Origin of the sequence: Rhizobium sp. BK008, from assembly GCF_014197345.1 — a bacterium.
GTDB classification, from domain to species: domain Bacteria; phylum Pseudomonadota; class Alphaproteobacteria; order Rhizobiales; family Rhizobiaceae; genus Rhizobium; species Rhizobium anhuiense.
In genome coordinates this window covers 33594-48804 of sequence record NZ_JACIFK010000005.1, presented here as the reverse complement: position 1 = coordinate 48804, position 15211 = coordinate 33594, and the positions used below count along the sequence as shown (strand labels likewise).

At 61.9% G+C, this 15211-nt stretch carries 11 protein-coding genes; 8 read left to right on the top strand and 3 right to left on the bottom strand.

Annotation, left to right across the window (positions count from 1 at the left end):
- Positions 1-46: 46 nt before the first annotated feature.
- The 8 genes from FHT69_RS20605 to FHT69_RS20570 all read left to right on the top strand — a co-directional run bounded on the left by FHT69_RS20605 (position 47) and on the right by FHT69_RS20570 (position 8004).
- On the top strand, positions 47-1324 hold the full coding sequence (locus tag FHT69_RS20605) for a polyhydroxyalkanoate depolymerase (RefSeq protein WP_047615931.1): 1278 nt from the start codon (positions 47-49) through the stop codon (positions 1322-1324).
- A 145-nt stretch (positions 1325-1469) separates the two neighbouring features.
- Positions 1470-1904: a DUF2852 domain-containing protein gene (locus FHT69_RS20600; protein WP_063473889.1), complete on the top strand. Its 435-nt coding sequence runs from the start codon at positions 1470-1472 to the stop codon at positions 1902-1904.
- A 108-nt stretch (positions 1905-2012) separates the two neighbouring features.
- Positions 2013-2771 carry a M48 family metallopeptidase gene (locus FHT69_RS20595; RefSeq protein ID WP_183905885.1) on the top strand — a complete coding sequence of 253 codons (759 nt, stop codon included), beginning with the start codon at positions 2013-2015 and terminating at the stop codon, positions 2769-2771.
- A 75-nt stretch (positions 2772-2846) separates the two neighbouring features.
- Entirely contained in the window at positions 2847-3515 is a 669-nt protein-coding gene (locus FHT69_RS20590) for a phosphoribosylanthranilate isomerase (RefSeq protein ID WP_063473891.1), read from the top strand.
- Positions 3516-3517: 2 nt separating this feature from the next.
- Entirely contained in the window at positions 3518-4738 is a 1221-nt protein-coding gene (trpB, locus tag FHT69_RS20585) for a tryptophan synthase subunit beta (protein ID WP_047615941.1), read from the top strand.
- 3 nt (positions 4739-4741) lie between these two features.
- The gene (trpA, locus tag FHT69_RS20580; RefSeq protein ID WP_047615944.1) at positions 4742-5581 is read left to right on the top strand and encodes a tryptophan synthase subunit alpha; all 840 of its coding nucleotides are present in this window, start codon (positions 4742-4744) and stop codon (positions 5579-5581) included.
- 137 nt (positions 5582-5718) lie between these two features.
- On the top strand, positions 5719-6624 hold the full coding sequence (gene accD, locus FHT69_RS20575; RefSeq protein WP_047615946.1) for an acetyl-CoA carboxylase, carboxyltransferase subunit beta: 906 nt from the start codon (positions 5719-5721) through the stop codon (positions 6622-6624).
- 27 nt (positions 6625-6651) lie between these two features.
- Positions 6652-8004, top strand: a complete 1353-nt coding sequence (locus FHT69_RS20570; RefSeq protein WP_174824490.1) for a bifunctional folylpolyglutamate synthase/dihydrofolate synthase — start codon at positions 6652-6654, stop codon at positions 8002-8004.
- 71 nt (positions 8005-8075) lie between these two features.
- Here the strand turns inward: FHT69_RS20570 and trxA are convergent, their stop codons facing one another.
- The 3 genes from trxA to addB all read right to left on the bottom strand — a co-directional run bounded on the left by trxA (position 8076) and on the right by addB (position 15209).
- Positions 8076-8396 (bottom strand): thioredoxin, encoded by a 321-nt coding sequence (trxA, locus tag FHT69_RS20565; RefSeq protein ID WP_063473894.1) that lies wholly within the window; start codon positions 8394-8396, stop codon positions 8076-8078.
- A gap of 74 nt (positions 8397-8470) precedes the next feature.
- Positions 8471-12022 carry a double-strand break repair helicase AddA gene (gene addA / locus FHT69_RS20560; protein WP_183905884.1) on the bottom strand — a complete coding sequence of 1184 codons (3552 nt, stop codon included), beginning with the start codon at positions 12020-12022 and terminating at the stop codon, positions 8471-8473.
- Positions 12015-15209: a double-strand break repair protein AddB gene (gene addB, locus FHT69_RS20555; RefSeq protein WP_183905883.1), complete on the bottom strand. Its 3195-nt coding sequence runs from the start codon at positions 15207-15209 to the stop codon at positions 12015-12017. The genes addA and addB overlap by 8 nt, the downstream gene beginning before the upstream one ends.
- Positions 15210-15211 lie beyond the last annotated feature (2 nt).

Sequence of the window (15211 nt, the reverse complement as noted above, 5' to 3'; positions counted from 1 at the left end):
CTTTCAATCGGCGTCATCTTTTCGATAGAGAAAGGTGGCGCCTTCCATGTTTTATCAGCTTTATGAATTGAACCATGCCGCCATGGCGCCGTTTCGCGCCGCGGCCGATATCATGCGGTTTGCTTATGCCAATCCGCTGAACCCGTTCGCCCACACGCCGTTCGGCCGGACGATGGCGGCAAGCCTCGAAATGTTCGAACGCACGACGCGGCGCTACGGCAAACCGGAATTCGGACTGAAGCAGACCACGATCGGTGATCAGACAGTCTCCGTCCGCGAAGAGATCATCTGGTCGCGACCTTTCTGCAATCTCCTGCATTTCGCCCGCAATGTTCCGCCGGCCCGCGGCAATGACCCGCGCATCCTGATCGTCGCGCCGATGTCCGGCCACTATGCCACGCTGCTACGCGGCACGGTCGAAGCGCTGCTGCCGAGTGCGGATGTCTACATCACCGACTGGATCGACGCCCGCATGGTGCCGATGACGGAAGGCACGTTCGATTTCGACGATTACGTCGATTATGTCATCGAGATGCTGCATTTCCTCGGCCATGACACGCATGTTATCGCCGTCTGTCAGCCTTCCGTCCCTGTGTTGGCAGCCGCTGCCGTGATGGAGGAAGCCAATGATCCGCTGTCGCCCTCGTCCATGACGCTGATGGGCGGCCCGATCGACACGCGCATCAACCCGACGGCGGTCAACAAGCTCGCGCAGGAGCGGTCGCTGCAGTGGTTCTCCGACAATGTCATCATGAACGTGCCCTGGCCGCAGCCGGGTTTCATGCGCCCGGTCTATCCAGGATTCCTGCAGCTTTCGGGCTTCATGTCGATGAACCTCGATCGACATCTCGTCGCGCACAAGGAATTCTTCATGCATCTCGTGAAGAACGACGGCGAGCCGGAAAAACATCGCGATTTCTACGACGAATATCTCGCCGTCATGGATCTGACCGCCGAATTCTATCTGCAGACGGTGGAGGAGGTCTTCATCAAGCATTCACTGCCGAAGGGTGAGTTGATGCATCGCGGCAAACGCGTCGACCCGGCGGCAATTCGCAAGGTGGCGCTTCTGACCGTCGAAGGTGAAAATGACGATATCTCGGGGGTCGGTCAGACAAAGGCGGCGCAGACCATCTGCGTGAACATTCCCGAAGATATGCGCATGCATTATCTCCAGCCGGATGTCGGTCATTATGGCGTTTTCAACGGTTCGCGTTTCCGCCGCGAGATTGCGCCGCGCATCATCAATTTCGTCCGCCAGCATTCCCGCTCTGCCGTTAAGCCTCCGGTCCCGCGTGTCATCAAGGGCGGTCGGACGGGCTGATTCAGCGATAGCTGAATTAGCAAAACGGATTCAAGGCCTTGTTCGATTTCGCGGGCAATCGTCTTGAAGGCACCTATTGCGGTAACCACATCGATTTCAGCGTTCGGTATCCTGCCGGGCGCGGAAAGCGAGGGATACCCGCACGATGAACCAGTCAGCATTGCTTCGACCGGATTGGACTCCGGCTACCATTGCCCTGATGATTCTCGGCTTCATGGTTTTCTGGCCTCTGGGTCTTGCCATGCTTGCCTACATCATCTTCGGCGACCGTCTGCGCGGCTTCAAGCGCGACGTCAACCAGGCGACCGATGGCTTCTTTGCCTCCTGCCGCCGCCCGCATGGACGGCACCGCCCGCACTTCTCGACCGGCAACGTCGCCTTCGACGACTGGCGCAAGGCCGAGATCGACCGGATCGAGGAAGAGCGCCGCAAGCTCGACGAAATGCGCGAGGAATTTGACGCTTACATGCGTGAACTCCGCCGCGCCAAGGATCAGGAAGAGTTCGACCGCTTCATGCGCGACCGCAAGAACGCCAAGCGCGATGACAACGGCCCGGTCGCTGAATATCAGACGCCGTGAACGCCTGAACCATCAATTGATGACCGGCATCTTCTGATGCCGGTTTTTCCATGTCTGCCTGCCTGGCAAATCGTTTAGATTCCGCGGCGAATCGGATAGAAAACAGCCATGTTTCCGCTTCTGAAGACAAGGCCGAAAGCGCGAAAGCCGGTTGCGCCCGAAACGCGGACGCTCGACGTCGCCGGCAGGCTGATGCCGTTGACCATCAAGCAGCATGACCGGGCGACGCGCATCACGCTACGTATCGAACCGGGTGGCCGGGCCTTGAAGATGACGGTGCCGAGGGGCCTCGCGACGCGTGAGGTCAATGCCTTCCTCGATCGCCACCAGGGCTGGTTGCTCACCAAGCTTGCCAAGTTTTCGACCGATACCGGCCTGCGCGACGGCGGCCAAATTCTGTTTCGCGGCGTTTCCCATCACATCCAGCATACCGGCGGCTTGCGCGGGCTGACGGAGGCGGTTTTGATAGACGGCAGGCCGGTGCTGCGCGTCAGCGGCATGCCGGAACATGTCGGACGGCGCATCGCGGCCTTTCTCAAGAAGGAAGCGCGCGCCGATCTCGCCAGACTGGCCACCATGCATGCCGGAGCGATCCGGGCGCCGATCCGCTCGATCTCGATGAAGGATACCCGCAGCCGCTGGGGCTCGTGCTCGTCGGAGGGAAATCTGAGCTTTTCCTGGCGCATCGTCATGGCGCCGCCCGCAGTGATCGATTATCTCGCCGCCCATGAGGTCGCCCATCTCAAGGAAATGAATCATGGGCCGCGGTTCTGGGCGCTTTGCAAGAAGCTTTGCCCAGGTATGGAGGAAGCGAAATCCTGGCTGAAGCGGCATGGTAGCCAGTTGCACGCCATCGATTTCGATTAGCCCAAAGCCGCGCTAAATACAGCTTTCCATGCAAATTGGCTCGACTCTTGCCGCATTTCGTGTCACTTCGCTGCCATGAAACCGGATATCAAGATCTGTGGCTTGAAGACGCCCGACGCTGTCGATCGCGCACTGAAACGCGGCGCGACCCATATCGGTTTTATCTTCTTCGAAAAAAGCCCGCGCTATATCGAGCCGGACCTGGCGGCAAAACTTGCCGAACCTGCACGTGGCAAGGCGAAAATCGTCGCCGTCGTCGTTGATCCGACCAATGACGAACTGGATGAGATCGTATCGCTGTTGAAGCCGGACATGCTGCAGCTCCACGGCAACGAGAGCCCCGAACATGTGCTGACCATAAAGGCGGTCTATGGTCTGCCTGTGATGAAGGCACTTCCGGTGCGCACGGCCGACGATCTGAAGCGCGTCGAGGCCTATATTGGCATCGCCGATCGTTTCCTCTTCGATGCCAAGCCGCCGAAGGGTTCCGAATTGCCGGGCGGCAATGGTGTTTCCTTTGATTGGAGCCTTCTCGCTTGGCTTGACGGCAGTGTCGACTACATGCTTTCCGGCGGGCTGAACAAGGACAACGTCGCGGATGCGCTATTCATCACCAAAGCACCGGGCATTGACGCTTCCTCAGGCGTCGAAACTGCGCCTGGCGTGAAGAGCGTCGCGAAGATCGATGAATTTTTTGACGCGGTCGAGAAGGCGAATGCGCCTGTCATGGCCTCAGGGAGTTGAGAGTGAACGAGACGCCTAAACCGAATTCCTTCCGTTCCGGCCCCGACGAAGACGGCCGTTTTGGTATTTATGGCGGTCGTTTCGTTGCCGAAACGTTGATGCCTTTGATCCTCGATCTGCAGGACGAGTGGAACAAGGCGAAGAATGATCCGGCATTCCAGGCCGAATTGAAGCATCTCGGCGCACATTATATCGGTCGCCCGAGCCCGCTCTATTTCGCCGAGCGGCTGACGGCCGAACTCGGCGGCGCAAAGATCTATTTCAAGCGCGAGGAGCTGAACCACACCGGCTCGCACAAGATCAACAACTGCATCGGCCAGATCCTGCTTGCCAAGCGCATGGGCAAGACCCGTATCATCGCCGAAACCGGTGCCGGCCAGCATGGCGTCGCCTCTGCGACCGTTGCCGCCCGCTTTGGCCTTCCCTGCGTCGTCTACATGGGCGCCACCGACGTCGAGCGTCAGGCGCCGAACGTATTCCGCATGAAGCTGCTCGGCGCGGAAGTCAAACCGGTGACGGCAGGCAGCGGGACGCTGAAGGACGCCATGAACGAGGCGCTCCGCGACTGGGTCACCAATGTCGAGGATACTTATTACCTGATCGGAACGGCAGCCGGTCCGCATCCCTATCCGGAGATGGTCCGCGATTTCCAGTCGGTGATCGGCACTGAAGCGAAAGAGCAGATCCTGGCGGCCGAAGGCCGTCTTCCGGATCTGGTCGTCGCTGCCGTCGGCGGCGGTTCGAATGCGATCGGCATCTTCCATCCCTTCCTCGACGATCCCTCCGTTAAGATCGTCGGCGTCGAAGCCGGCGGCAAGGGCCTGCAGGGCGACGAACATTGCGCGTCGATCACCGCCGGTTCACCGGGCGTGCTGCACGGCAACCGCACCTATCTGCTGCAGGATGGCGACGGCCAGATCAAGGAAGGCCACTCGATTTCGGCCGGGCTCGATTATCCCGGCATCGGCCCCGAACATTCCTGGCTGAACGACACCGGCCGCGTCGACTATGTGCCGATCATGGATCACGAAGCGCTCGAGGCTTTCCAGACGCTGACCCGCCTCGAAGGCATCATCCCGGCGCTCGAGCCCTCGCATGCGATTGCCGAGGTCATCAAGCGCGCACCGACGATGGGCAAGGACGAGATCATCCTGATGAACCTCTCCGGCCGTGGCGACAAGGACATCTTCACCGTCGGCAAGATTCTGGGAATGGGACTGTAAGACATGACCGCACGCATGGATAAACGCTTTGCCGAGCTGAAGGCCGAGGGCCGTCCGGCGCTTGTCACCTATTTCATGGGCGGCGATCCCGATTATGACACCTCGCTTGGCATCATGAAGGCGCTGCCGGAGGCCGGCTCCGACATCATCGAGCTCGGCATGCCCTTTTCCGATCCGATGGCTGACGGCCCGGCGATCCAGCTGGCCGGCCAGCGCGCCCTGAAAGGCGGCCAGACGCTGAAGAAGACGCTGCAGTTGGCGGCCGATTTCCGCAAAACCAACGATGCGACGCCGATCGTGATGATGGGTTACTACAACCCGATCTATATTTACGGCGTCGAGAAATTCCTCGACGACGCGCTCGCCGCCGGCATCGATGGCCTGATCGTCGTCGACCTGCCGCCCGAGATGGATGACGAGCTCTGCATTCCGGCGATCCGCAAGGGCATCAATTTCATTCGCCTGGCGACGCCGACGACGGATGAGAAGCGCCTGCCGAAGGTGCTGAAGAATACCTCCGGCTTCGTCTATTACGTCTCGATGAACGGCATCACCGGTTCGGCGCTGCCCGATCCGTCGCTGGTTTCGGGCGCTGTCGAGCGCATCAAGCAGCACACCAAGCTGCCCGTCTGCGTCGGCTTCGGCGTCAAGACGGCGGAACATGCAAAGGTTATCGGCGGTTCGGCCGACGGCGTTGTTGTCGGCACCGCGATCGTCAATCAGGTCGCGACCAGCTTGACGAATGACGGAAAGGCAACGGCGGACACGGTTCAGGCCGTTGCCACGCTGGTGCGCGGCCTTTCCACGGGAACACGTTCGGCGCGCCTTGTTGCTGCCGAATAGTTTGCCCACATTGGCACTCAGGCATGTCGCGCAAAACTGTGCAGCGGTTTTCCGTCGGGAATTGCGTACAAAAGGATAGAGCGGTTCGCCGCTTCCGTTAAAAGCTGAACCGCTCTGGTCAATCAGGAGTATTCGAGTTGAACTGGATCACCAACTATGTTCGCCCGCGGATCAATTCCATGCTGGGCCGTCGCGAAGTGCCGGAGAATCTCTGGATCAAGTGCCCGGAAACGGGCGAGATGGTCTTCCACAAGGATCTGGAAGGCAACAAATGGGTCATTCCGGCGTCCGGTTATCACATGAAGATGCCGGCCAAGGCCCGTCTGATTGATCTTTTCGACAATGGTGAGTTCGAATCGCTGCCGCAGCCGAAGGTCGTGCAAGACCCGCTGAAGTTCCGCGATTCGAAGAAATACAGCGATCGCTTGCGCGATAGCCGCCTCAAGACCGAGCAGGAAGATACGATTCTCGCCGGTGTCGGGAAGGTGCGGGGATTGAAGCTCGTGGCTGTCGTGCACGAATTCAATTTTATCGGCGGTTCGCTCGGCATTGCCGCCGGCGAGGCGATCGTTAAGGCTTTCGAGCGTGCGACGGCTGAAAAATGCCCACTGGTTATGTTCCCCGCTTCCGGCGGCGCGCGCATGCAGGAAGGCATCCTGTCGCTGATGCAGCTGCCGCGCACGACGGTTGCCGTCGACATGCTCAAGGAATCCGGCCAGCCCTATATCGTTGTGCTGACCAATCCGACCACAGGCGGCGTTACCGCCTCCTATGCCATGCTTGGCGATATTCATCTGGCCGAACCCGGCGCTGAAATCGGCTTTGCCGGCAAGCGCGTGATCGAGCAGACCCTGCGTGAAAAACTACCCGAAGGCTTCCAGACCTCCGAATACCTGCTGGAGCATGGTATGGTCGATATGGTCGTCAAACGTCACGATATTCCGGAAACGCTGGCGCGTCTCCTGAAGATCCTGACGAAGAAGCCGGTTTCGGCGGCGAACAACATGAATAGCGGCGCAATCGCTCTGGCGGCGAGCGCCTGATAACCGATAAGCAGGCGGGGTGCCGAATTGATACCCAGAGGCCAAACCGCGGTGAGTGAGGCAGCACAGGAGATCGACAAACTCATGGGATTGCATCCCAAGGGGTTCGATCTGTCTCTCGATCGCATCACCCGTCTTCTCGATGTGCTCGGCAATCCGCACAGGAAACTGCCGCCGGTGATCCATGTCGCCGGCACCAACGGCAAGGGGTCGGTTACCGCCTTCTCCCGCGCCCTGCTCGAAGCCGGCGGCTACAGCGCCCATGTCCACACCTCGCCGCATCTCGTCAATTGGCACGAGCGTTATCGCATCGGCGTCAAAGGCGGACGCGGACAGCTCGTGGATGATGCCGTCTTCGCCGAGGCCGTGCGTCGTGTGGCAGATGCCAATGCAGGACAGCACATCACCGTCTTCGAAATCCTGACGGCGGTCACCTTCATCCTGTTTTCCGAACATCCGGCCGATGCCGCGATCATCGAAGTCGGTCTCGGCGGCCGGTTCGACGCGACGAATGTCATTTCCGATCCGGCCGTCTCGGTGATCATGCCGATCTCGCTGGATCACCAGCCCTATCTTGGCGACAGAGTGGAGCTGATCGCGGTCGAAAAGGCCGGCATCATGAAGCCGGGATTTCCCGTTGTCATCGGTCATCAGGAATATGACGCAGCGCTCGACGTCCTGATGTCGACGGCCGAACGGCTGCATTGCCCGAGCGCCGTCTTCGGGCAGGATTTCATGGCGCATGAGGAATATGGCCGGCTCGTCTACCAGGACGAGTTCGGTCTTGCCGACCTGCCGCTGCCGCGCCTTCCCGGTCGCCACCAATATGCCAATGCCGCCGCCGCCATTCGTGCCGTCAAGGCGGCCGGTTTCACCGTCACCGAGACGATGATGGAAAAGGCGATGAGTTCGGTCGAATGGCCGGGCCGGCTCCAGCGTTTGAGCGAGGGCCGGCTGCTCTCGCATGCGCCTGTCGGCGCCGAAATCTGGATCGATGGCGGGCACAATCCCGGTGCCGGTGAAGTGATCGCCGAAGCCATGGCCAATTTCGAGGAGCGCCAGCCTCGGCCGCTTTTCCTGATCATCGGCATGATCAACACCAAGGATCCGGTCGGTTATTTCAGGGCCTTTGCCGGCTTGGTCGAGAAGGTTTTCTGCGTGCCGATCCGCGGCAGCGAAGCGATGATCGATCCGGTGATATTGTCGAATGCCGCCTATGATGCGGGCTTGGTTGCCGAACCGATGTCGACGGTCGGCGATGCGCTGGAAACCATCAAAGCCGTGCTTGATCCGGAAGCCTTGCCGCCGCGCATTCTGGTCGGCGGCTCGCTCTATCTCGTTGGCGATGTGCTTTCCGACAACGGCACGCCGCCGAAGTGAACCCTGCAAATTGAAAAAGCCCGGTCGAAACCGGGCTTTTCGTCAATGCGATATCATCAGGGCGATATCAATCAGGCAGCGTTCGAAATCCAGTTCGAAAGGGCGGTCTTCGGCTTGGCGCCGACAGAGATATCGGCAACTTCGCCGCCCTTGAAGATCGCAAGGGTCGGAATGGAGCGCACGCCGAACTGTGCGGCGAGTTCCGGGTTCTCATCGATATTGAGCTTGGCGACCTTGACCTTGCCTTCCAGCTCGACGGCGATTTCTTCGAGGCTCGGTGCAATCATCTTGCACGGGCCGCACCATTCAGCCCAGAAATCGACGACGACGGGTTCTGCGGATTCCAGAACTTCCGACTGGAAGTTATTGATATCGACTTTCACGGTAGCCATGGGCTGCTCCTTTACCGGATTGGATGTTGAACCACATGTGATGGTGCGGCGCCGAATTTTCAATGTCCGGTATTTCACTTTGTCTTGACTCCTGCAAGCGCCAAACCGAGCGCCTTTTCGCTCAGCGTGTAGAGCGAGGCGTTCTCGGTATAGACAAGCATGCAGTCGATCCGCTTATCAGGATAGAGCGGCGCCAGGATCTCGCGATAGATCGCGAGCTGCGCCTTGTGCGCGAAGGGGATGGCCTCTTCCGTTGCCGGCGGCACCCGGTTGGTCTTGTAGTCGAGAATGACGACGCGATCGGTAAGGACGGCAAGCCGGTCGATGCGGCCGGAGACGGCATAGCGCCGGCCTTCGAGCGTCAGCGTTCCCATGATCGAGACCTCGGGCTGGGCTTGCGCACCGAGGACGTCCTGCAGGCCCTGCTCGTCCAATATTTTCAGAACCGAATCGACAAGCTTGCGCCGTTCGCCTTCCGGCCAGAACCGAGCCGCCCGTTCGGCATAACGGCTCGCCGCATCGGGCTGTTCGGCAGGTGGAATGTCGGGAAGCGCCTGCAGCATGCGATGGATCAGTCTGCCCTTCTCCAGTGAACGATCGCTGCGCGGCTTCTCGGTAAACAGCGGCGAAACGACCAGCAACCCGCCCTCGTCTTCATCGATGATCGTGCCGGCGCCGGAGGGGCTGAGCGGCCGGGGCAGCGCAGCCTGCGGTGGCAAGGGCCGTAACAGGCCGTCCGGCAAACTCTCCTCGTTGTCACGCTCCTCGCTGCGGTTGACACGCTCGAAGCTTCGTTCCACCCGCGGCACGCGCCATTTGATGCCCGGCCATTCCCCATCGGGACCGGAGAATGTGGTCGCTTCCACAAGTGGATGATCGTCGCTCAGTGCCGTCGAGATCATCATATGCCAGGTGTCGTTGTTTACGCGCACGCCGCGATAGCCGCAGACGACCAGCCGGTCGGCGGCACGCGTCATGGCGACATAAAGCAACCGGCGATATTCTTCTTCCGCCAGCATCTGGATCCGCGCCGCATCGTCCTGCGTCAGCGAATTGGAAAGATCGGAGACAGGAACCCAGACCGGCATCGGCGGCTCGTCGGCGTCCGTCTCGATCAGGCGAAGCTTGGGCAGATGAGTATGGGTGAAGGCCTTCGAACCGCCGTCGACCAGGAAAACGATCGGTGCTTCAAGACCCTTGGACGCATGCACCGTCATGATTCGCACTTCGTTGCGCCCCTTGTCCTGCTCACGCTTCATTACGGGTGCTTCGAGTTCCAGCGTCGAGATGAAGGATTGCAGACCGGGAAGGCCGGAGCTCTCGTGGTCGAGCGTGAAGGTCAGGAATTCGTCGAGAATATCGCTGACCTCGGTGCCGAGACGGGCAAGGAATTGTCGTCGCCCGCCATGGCTGCCCAGCACACGGGCATAGAAATCATGAACCGACAGGCTTCTGGACTGCCGGAGGAACAATTCCAGCCTTTCGACGGCAACGCGGAAGCGTTCGGTGCCGTCGGCGGCGAAGCTTTTGAGATGGCTCCAGGCGCTCTCATTATCGCCGCGCAGGCCGGCAATCGCAAAGATGTCGTCCTCGGAAAGATCGAAAAGTGGGCTCTTGAGCACCGCGGCGAGCGAAAGATCGTCTTCCGGCAGAAGCAGGAAACGGCCGAGCGCCAGCAGATCCTGCACGGCGATATGGCTGGTCAGCACCAGTCTGTCGGCGCCGGCGACGGGAATGTCGCCGCGGCGCTTCAAGGCGCGCGTCAATGCATTGACGAAGGCGTCGCGCTTGCGCACCAGCACCAGGATGTCGCCGGCTTCGATCAGGCGCTCTTTGCCTTTGTCGACGATCGTCTCGCGGCCGACGAGCGTGCCGATCGAGTAGGCGATCCGCCGCGCGAGGATTGCGGCCGGCGCGCTTTCCGGCGTCGCGTCGAAGGGCGCCGTCCAGTCTTCCTCCTTCACCACCGCTTCCGGCGCGACCATCTCCCAGAGGTCGACGGCGCCGGGATGTCCGATGCGGCTGGAGCGGTGCACGACCGGCTCGCCGAGCGCGCTGAGGCCGCGCGCGTTCTCGGGTGTCTTGAAAATATGGTCGACGGCCTCGAGCACGTCGGCGGTCGAGCGGAACGACAGCGGCAGCCGGACAGAGGAAAAGCTCTGCCCGCTATCGGACACGCGCCGCCGCGTCCGGTCGCTCTCCTCGGAAAAACGCTCGGGCCGCGCCCCTTGGAAGGAATAGATCGACTGCTTTTCGTCGCCGACGGCAAACAGCGTGCGCACGATCGGCCGGGCGCTTTCGCCGGAGAAGAAATCTTCGGCGAGCGACTGGATGACGCTCCACTGGATCGGGCTGGTATCCTGCGCCTCGTCGACGAGGATATGATCGATACCCCGATCGAGCTTGTAGTGGACCCAGGGACCGACGCCGCTTTTCGTCAAAAGGTCGGCGGTGCGGGTGATCAGGTCCTCGAAATCAAGCTGGCTGCGCTGCTTCTTCAGCTCCTCGTAGTCGTGGTTCAGCCGGTCGGCGAGCACGAGTGCTGCATGCGTGGCGCCGTACATCCGCATCAGTTTCAGCCGGTCGCGGCTTGCTGCGACATGCGCGCGGGCAATGGCGATGGCGTCCGCCAACTGTGGTGCCTCGGCAAGCATGGCCTTTACGAAGAATTGCGAGTCCGCCTTGGGCTCGCCCTTCACGGTCAGAAAGATTTTTTCGAGAAACTCAGCGCGCCTTGCGTCGTCGCGCTCCCGCCCGGCGAGCCTGAGGCCGTAGGCAACCTCCTGCGCCTTCGCACCACCCTTCTGGTCGGCAAGCGAGAGATAGAGTTCCAGCGTTCGGCCCGAAAGCTCCGGCAAAGGCCAATATTGCGCCGCGATCCGGCTTTCCGTGTCGTCGGCGGCGAGGCCGAGCTTTTGGTGCAGGACCATCTCCATACCGCCCTGCTGTTCGGCCGTCGCGGTGAAACGACGAATGGCGTTGCGGTTGGCGACGATATCGCCGAGCAGGTTCTCCAGCCCGGATTCGTCGCCGAGATTGAGCACGTAGGCGAATGCGTCGGCAAGGGCGCTGTCTTTCTCCGGCGCCGTCGCCGTCAGCAGCGCCCGGCGCGCATCGGAAAGCAGGGACGCCGCCGCGCGATCGTCGAGAACCGAGAAATGCCCGGCAACGTTGGCCTCCAGCGGGAACTGATGCAGCAGCGCCTCGCAAAAGGCGTGGATCGTCTGGATCTTCAGCCCGCCGGGCGTCTCCAGCGCCTTTGCAAACAGCCGGCGCGCCTCGGCAAGCTTTAATCCATCAGGAGCCGTACCCTCGATCTGCATGATCCGCCGGCTAAGGTCGTCATCATCGAGCACCACCCAATCCGCCAGCCGCTCGAAGACCCGGTTCGACATTTCGGAGGCTGCAGCCTTGGTATAGGTGAGACATAAGATGGCCGAAGGCCGCGCACCGGCCAGCAGCAGCCGGATGACGCGCTGTGTCAGCACATGCGTCTTGCCGGAGCCGGCATTGGCCGAAACCCACGCCGAACGCAGCGGATCGGAGGCAATCGCCTGCTGGATGGTCGTCCAGCCGATCCAGGCGCCGGGATCGTCGTCGGTGGGAAGCGCGGTCACATCACTCATCGCCGCCGCCCTCTTCGGTTTCGGCCGTCGACCACTCGGAGACGCGGGCCAAATGATCGTAGTCGCCGCCGAAATCGAATTGCTGGGCCGGGATCAGCCGCGCGGTAAAACCTCTTTCGCTGGATTGCAGCAAACCCACGAATTTGACCAGCTGATCGATCGATTCGGCGGCGAGATCCATCGCGGATTTCGCCTTGTCGCTGCGGGTAGAGTTTTCGTTGTTGACCGTATCGACCTGGAAGCGGCTTCCGGGTCGCAGACGCACATAGAGCAGGTCTTGCGGCACGAGGCTGCCGGCATCGCGGAAGGCGCCGGCGCTCAAGGCCGCCGCTTCAAGCGCAAGCTGCGGATCGAGAAGCACGCGCGCCTGCGCCGGCGAGGGATTGTAGCCGGTCTTGTAGTCGATGATGTCGGCCGAGTGTGGTCCGGTTATGTCGATCCGGTCCGCGACGCCAGTGAGCCGGATATTGATCGGCTCCAGCTCCATGCCGCCCCGCACCTCCGTCAACGTTTTCAGGATGCCATGCCGCCGTCCGGCCTCCCATTCGAGGAAGGCGCGGGCCACCTCGCGAAAGCGCGGCCGCCACACGGCATCGATATGCGGCGGTAGCCGCTCCATGTCGAAAAGTTCGGAAAGGATGCGCTCCATGGCTGCTGCCGCATCCGGTGTCCCGGCAATATTAGCCTCGCGGATGAACCGGTCGACGATCTTGTGATAGAGCGTTCCGCGTTCGGCCGCACCCGGATCGCGGTTGAACGCGTCGACGGGGTCGAGACGCAGGATGCGGCGGGCATAGATGGCATAGGGGTCGCGGCGCAGCCGGCCGACTTCGCTGAAGGAATAGGATTTCGGCTGCAATGCCAGCGGCGGTTTCGGCGAGGGTCGCTGCGCCGGCGTCTGGCTATCTCCCCGATCGATGAGGCCGGCCCATTGCAGGAACCGGTTGCCCCGCCCTTTCAATTCCGCTTCGAACGCCTCTCCGCCGAGCGCCAGCAGCCGCTGCAGCCAGCGCGAGGCGACGGTCGGCGTCGAGCCCTGGCGCAGCGCGCGCGAATAGATCAGATGGCGCGTGCCGTTTGCCATCTCGAAATCATGCGCCAGCTGGCCGATGCGTCGTTCCGGCGGTTCGAGGCCGATCTCCGTCTTCATCATCCGTGGAATAAAGGGGTTATTGGCGGTCTGCCCCGGCCAGGTGCCCTCGTTCAGGCCGCCGAGGATCAGCGTATCGACGCTCTGCAGGCGGGCTTCCAACGTGCCGAAGATGAAGAGGCGGGGATGGCTGAGCGCCCGCGGCTTCACGGCATGACCGGCGGCAAGGGCGGCCATGATGTCGATCCATTGCGGTCCGTCGGCCTCCATCTGGCCGTCCGTGTCGATCACCTCGCTGAGCAGGGCGGCGAGTGCATCTCCCGCTTCACCAGACCAGAGATCGGCGAGATTGCCTTGCGGATCGACCGCGACCGCTTCGAGCGAACGGCCGGTGCGCTCCGCCCATTCGGACAATGTGAAGCTCAGAGTTCTCCCGCGATCTTCCGGCCGGTGTCGCATCAGTGCCGACGCCAGTGGCTCGGTCGCCTGCGTGACCCGCCGGGCAAGGTCGTTTGCGGCGTCGGCTGCATCAGGCGAAAGCGCTTTGCGCCATTGCGGCGCGTGCCTGTCCAGCGCCTGTTCGGCAAGTTGGTGGGTGAGCAACGGCTCGAGCGTGCTGATATCCACCTCGGCCACGCCGCCGCGCAGCGCCAGCAGCTCGAGCGCCTCAGTAGCGGAAATCAATGCGTCACGTTCCAGGCCGAAGCGGGCAAGCGGATGTTTGAGCAAAGAGACGATCGCCACCGGATCGCCCGGTCGCAGCGCTGCCTCGAGCAGCAATTGCAGCAAGGTGCCCTGCGGCATGGCCGCAAGCGGTGTACCCGCCGAATCGTCGGCGAGGATGCCGAAGCGGGAAAGCTCGGCCATGACCCGCCGCGCGAGATTGCGGTCCGGCGTGATGAGTGCTGCCCGGCTCTCGCCGTCCTGTCCCGGCCTCTCCAGTGCAAGCCGGAGCGCGATGGCAATCGCGGTTGCTTCTTCGCGTTCGTTGGCGGCTTCGATCAGCGAAACATCGGCGAAGGCTGAAGACAGGGCGCCCTCGGGCAGGCCGCTCTTCCACGCCCCCCAATCACTGGTCGCCTCCGATGGGGCGAGGGCCCGAGACAGGATTTCGGCGCGCCGGTCAAGATCGCCCTCCGGTCCGTCGAGGGGCGTTACGTCGGCACGCGCCAGCTTCAGCCGCTTGAGCAGCGACGACAGGCCATACTGCGGATGGCTGCGACTTGCCGGATTGGCATGTTGGCCGGGCGCCGGTTCCGGCGCGACCATCTGCCAGTGGTTCTCGGGCATGACGAGATCGAGGCCCGGGAGCACGATGACGCCTTCGGGCAGATTGGCGACGGCGGCGATGAGATCGGCGGTGGCGGGAACGGAACCCGTCGAACCGGCGATGATGATCGGCCCAGCGGGTTTCGTCGCCGAAAGCCGGCTTGCTTCGGCCCGGAGAATGGCGTTTCTGTGCCGCGCCGGCGAGGATTTGCCGAGTTCCGAAAGCCGCTCCGGCCAGAAAGCACTGGCGATCTGCAGGAATTCTGCCGTCAGCTGCCACCAGGCGGCATAGTCGCCGGTGTCGAGTTTCGACAACTCCGACCAGTCGAGATCCTCGGTTTCGATCGAATCGATCAGTTCCGCCAGGTTGCGGGCGAGCCAGATCGCATCCGCCGGGCTTGCGGGTGCGACGAGCGGCGAGTCCGAATGAATGTGGCGGACGATCTCAGGCAGCTTGTTTCGCCAGGCGAGGATCAGGCGCGCCAGTTCCAGAAGACGGGCGGTATTCGACAGTGGTTGGGTGAGATCGATCGTAGCCGGCAGTGCCTCGTCGAAATAACCGCTGTCGTCATCGGTTTCGCCGAGCGGACGGATGACCGGCAGAATCGCCGAGCGGCCGCCGAGCAGATCGACGAATTCAGAGCGCAGAACACGCACGGCGCGCCGTGTCGGCAGGTAGATCGTTACCTTGGCCAGCGATAGCGGATCATCGGCCTCGTGCCGGAAGAGTGGCGTCAGCCGGCCGTCGCAAAGCGTCGTCGCCAGCGTTTTCAGGAAGGAGAGACCCGCCGGGATCGTCAGGATGCGTGGCTGGTGCCGCTCCGCCATGG

Excerpts from the sequence above, each read along its gene's own strand:
- FHT69_RS20595 (WP_183905885.1), top strand. The coding sequence starts at position 2,013 with ATGTTTCCGCTTCTGAAGACAAGGCCGAAAGCGCGAAAGCCGGTTGCG.
- addB (WP_183905883.1), bottom strand. The coding sequence starts at position 15,209 with ATGGCGGAGCGGCACCAGCCACGCATCCTGACGATCCCGGCGGGTCTC.
- FHT69_RS20590 (WP_063473891.1), top strand. The coding sequence starts at position 2,847 with ATGAAACCGGATATCAAGATCTGTGGCTTGAAGACGCCCGACGCTGTC.
- trpA (WP_047615944.1), top strand. The coding sequence starts at position 4,742 with ATGACCGCACGCATGGATAAACGCTTTGCCGAGCTGAAGGCCGAGGGC.
- FHT69_RS20600 (WP_063473889.1), top strand. The coding sequence starts at position 1,470 with ATGAACCAGTCAGCATTGCTTCGACCGGATTGGACTCCGGCTACCATT.
- FHT69_RS20605 (WP_047615931.1), top strand. The coding sequence starts at position 47 with ATGTTTTATCAGCTTTATGAATTGAACCATGCCGCCATGGCGCCGTTT.
- trxA (WP_063473894.1), bottom strand. The coding sequence starts at position 8,396 with ATGGCTACCGTGAAAGTCGATATCAATAACTTCCAGTCGGAAGTTCTG.
- addA (WP_183905884.1), bottom strand. The coding sequence starts at position 12,022 with ATGAGTGATGTGACCGCGCTTCCCACCGACGACGATCCCGGCGCCTGG.